Genomic DNA, 2,508 nt, shown 5'->3' with positions numbered 1-2,508 from the left:
GAATTCGACGTCGTCCGACAGGCCGATGCGGAATACCGCGGTGCTGGTGGCCGGGTCGAATTCGGAGGCGCGGCTGACGGCCGTGGAAATCGAGTCCAGGGCCGGGGAGAGCAGGGCGAAGATTTCTACCGCACGGGCCGAGGGCTCCATGCTGCGTCCGGTACGCACGAACAACGGGTCGTCGAACAGGCCGCGCAGGCGTGACAGGGCTGCGCTGATGGCCGGCTGGCCAAGGAACAGTTTCTCGGCAGCGCGGGTCACACTGCGCTCATGCATCAAGGTTTCGAATACGATCAACAGGTTGAGGTCGACACGACGCAGGTCGTTACGGTTCATCTTGTGTCCCAGGCGGCGTCAGTAAACTTGACGGGAGCGGTCATATAAGAACAATGACCGGCATGAATCTTACGGGGAAAGGCTGGTACTCTGCACCGGCTAATTCAGTTTTCCTACATGGCTTGGCACCTTTTCCGTATGTGCGGAATCAATGACAGGCATGTCGACTATTAACGGCGACCGGTGGTCTTGCCCCGAAAGCCCAGATAGAGTTCATGGCAATAGAGGTTACTTTGACGAGGTTTGCGATGTCCCGCACGATCCGTTTTCACAAGTTTGGTCCGGCCGAGGTGCTCAAATGCGAAGAGCATGCAGCCGCTAAGCCCGCACCGGGCGAAGTGCAGGTGCGCGTCGAGGCGATTGGCATCAGCTGGTACGACATTCTGTGGCGCCAGAACCTGGCGTCGTCCCATGCCCGCTTGCCTTCCGGCCTTGGCCATGAAATGGCCGGCGTGGTTGTGGCCGTTGGCGAGGGTGTCGACGACCTGGCGGTGGGTGACAAGGTCGCCAGCTTCCCGGCCGAGAGCCCGAATGACTACCCGGTGTACGGCGAACAGATCGTCCTGCCGCGCTCGGCCCTGACCCGCTACCCGGATGTCCTGAGCCCGATCGAAGCCAGCGTGCACTACACGCCGTTGCTGATTGCCTACTTTGCGTACATGGACCTGGCGCGGGTCAAACCCGGGCAATTCGCCCTGGTAACGGACGCCAGCCACTGTGCCGGCCCATCGTTTGTGCAGCTGGGCAAAGCCCTGGGTGTGCGGGTGATTGCCGCCACCAAGACCAGTGATGAGCGCGAATACCTGCTGTCCCTCGGGGCGGAAAAGGTGATCGTCACCGAAGAGCAGGACCTGCTGATGCAAGTCAACAAGTTCACCGACAACCGTGGCGTAGACGTGGTGTTCGATGGCTTGGGTGGCCCGCAGATGTCGTTGCTGGGTGATGTGCTGGCGCCGCGTGGCAGCCTGGTGCTGTACGGCCTGCAAGGTGGCAACCAGACGCCATTCCCGGCCTGTGCGGCGTTCCAGAAGAACATTCAGTTCTTTGTGCACTGCATCGGCAACTTCACCGGCAAACCGGAACTGGGCATCATCCAGGACCAGGTGGCCTTGCAGCGAGCCCTGCGTGACATCAACCAACTGACCGCCGACAAGGTGCTGGTACCGCTGAAAACCACGGTATTTCCGTTCAGCCAGTTCGTTGAAGCGCACCGCTATATGGACGAATGTCCGTGCCGTGAACGGGTTGCCTTGCAGGTAGAAACTGTTTGATCTGTGGGAATATTCTCAAGCGAGTATTCCTGCCCCCGGGCGCATGGGGCAAATGCGCCATTTGACAGGACTTAACCTGCCCACCGCTTGAATCGGGATTTCAGCACTTCAGCCCGATAAACCAGATGTATGCCCCTGACGCCGCCCTGAATCCCAGCGCGGCGTTGTCGTGTCTGCACACTCGATACCCCATGCAAGCCCCCATCTGAACCGGTTTTAGCCGGCGTTCTGTATCTGTTAATCATTATTCAAGTGCCGATAATTGCCCCGTCACTTTTATCTCAAGGATTGAGCAATGATTGAATATATGAAATCACCCCGTACATCCGTCAAGCCCAATAATGTTTCCCATGGCTGTTTTGCCGGAACATCAATATTGAAGTGGGTTATGTCGGATGCTTCTCTAGTTTGTAAGTTAAAGCAGCGTAGGAAGTTGTCAGAGCGTTCCTAAGACTTTCGGTTTGGGCTGCGTGCCCCTTGGCTTGGCGCCTTTTCGGGACTGGAAGCCCCCAAAGGCAGGCTTGGCAGGTAGGGCCCGGTGCTAATCTCCATTGAATGTCACATGTTGTAACGCCCCTACAGAAACAACAGGTCAGGCAAATGCCGTCAACGATTGCCCGAAACTGATATTTCAACTCAGGTAGTAGAACTATGAGCGCTATTCACGAACAAGCCATGAACTATGTCTATCAACAAGTATTGCAACGCTTGATAGGGCATTTCTCTCGAACAGAACGTACCTCGCTCCAGTTATTGATTCAACGAATCGTGGTAGCGGCAGGCGGCATGGAGCGGATCGGTGAATACAAGGTGCTGGTCGCTCACGGCGCAGGCGCCGGCAGCAGCTATGTCCTGGCGTTGTTGCGCGCAGCCCAGCTGACGCTTGCAGGCCGGGCGCCGC

2 protein-coding genes and 1 pseudogene are annotated in these 2,508 nt (G+C 57.5%); 2 read left to right on the top strand and 1 reads right to left on the bottom strand.

Annotated features, from left to right (window positions below):
* On the bottom strand, nucleotides 1-336 hold a 336-nt coding region (locus HX846_RS27835), incomplete at its 3' end, for a LysR family transcriptional regulator (protein ID WP_178966522.1).
* Between the two features lie 248 nt (nucleotides 337-584).
* On the opposite strand from HX846_RS27835, the gene HX846_RS27830 reads away from it, so the two are divergent.
* On the top strand, nucleotides 585-1,607 hold the full coding sequence (locus tag HX846_RS27830; RefSeq protein ID WP_003217140.1) for a zinc-dependent alcohol dehydrogenase family protein: 1,023 nt from the start codon (nucleotides 585-587) through the stop codon (nucleotides 1,605-1,607).
* 651 nt (nucleotides 1,608-2,258) lie between these two features.
* Nucleotides 2,259-2,508, top strand: a pseudogene (locus tag HX846_RS27825) (hypothetical protein); the annotation flags it as partial.

The sequence above is a fragment of the Pseudomonas sp. K5002 genome (assembly GCF_013386655.1).
Lineage (GTDB): Bacteria > Pseudomonadota > Gammaproteobacteria > Pseudomonadales > Pseudomonadaceae > Aquipseudomonas.
The sequence above is the reverse complement of the archived record's forward strand: the minus strand, read 5'-3'. Positions and strand labels throughout refer to the sequence as shown.

Bases quoted from the DNA above. Each gene is read 5' to 3' on its own strand.
- HX846_RS27830 (WP_003217140.1), top strand. From the start codon at position 585: ATGTCCCGCACGATCCGTTTTCACAAGTTTGGTCCGGCCGAGGTGCTC.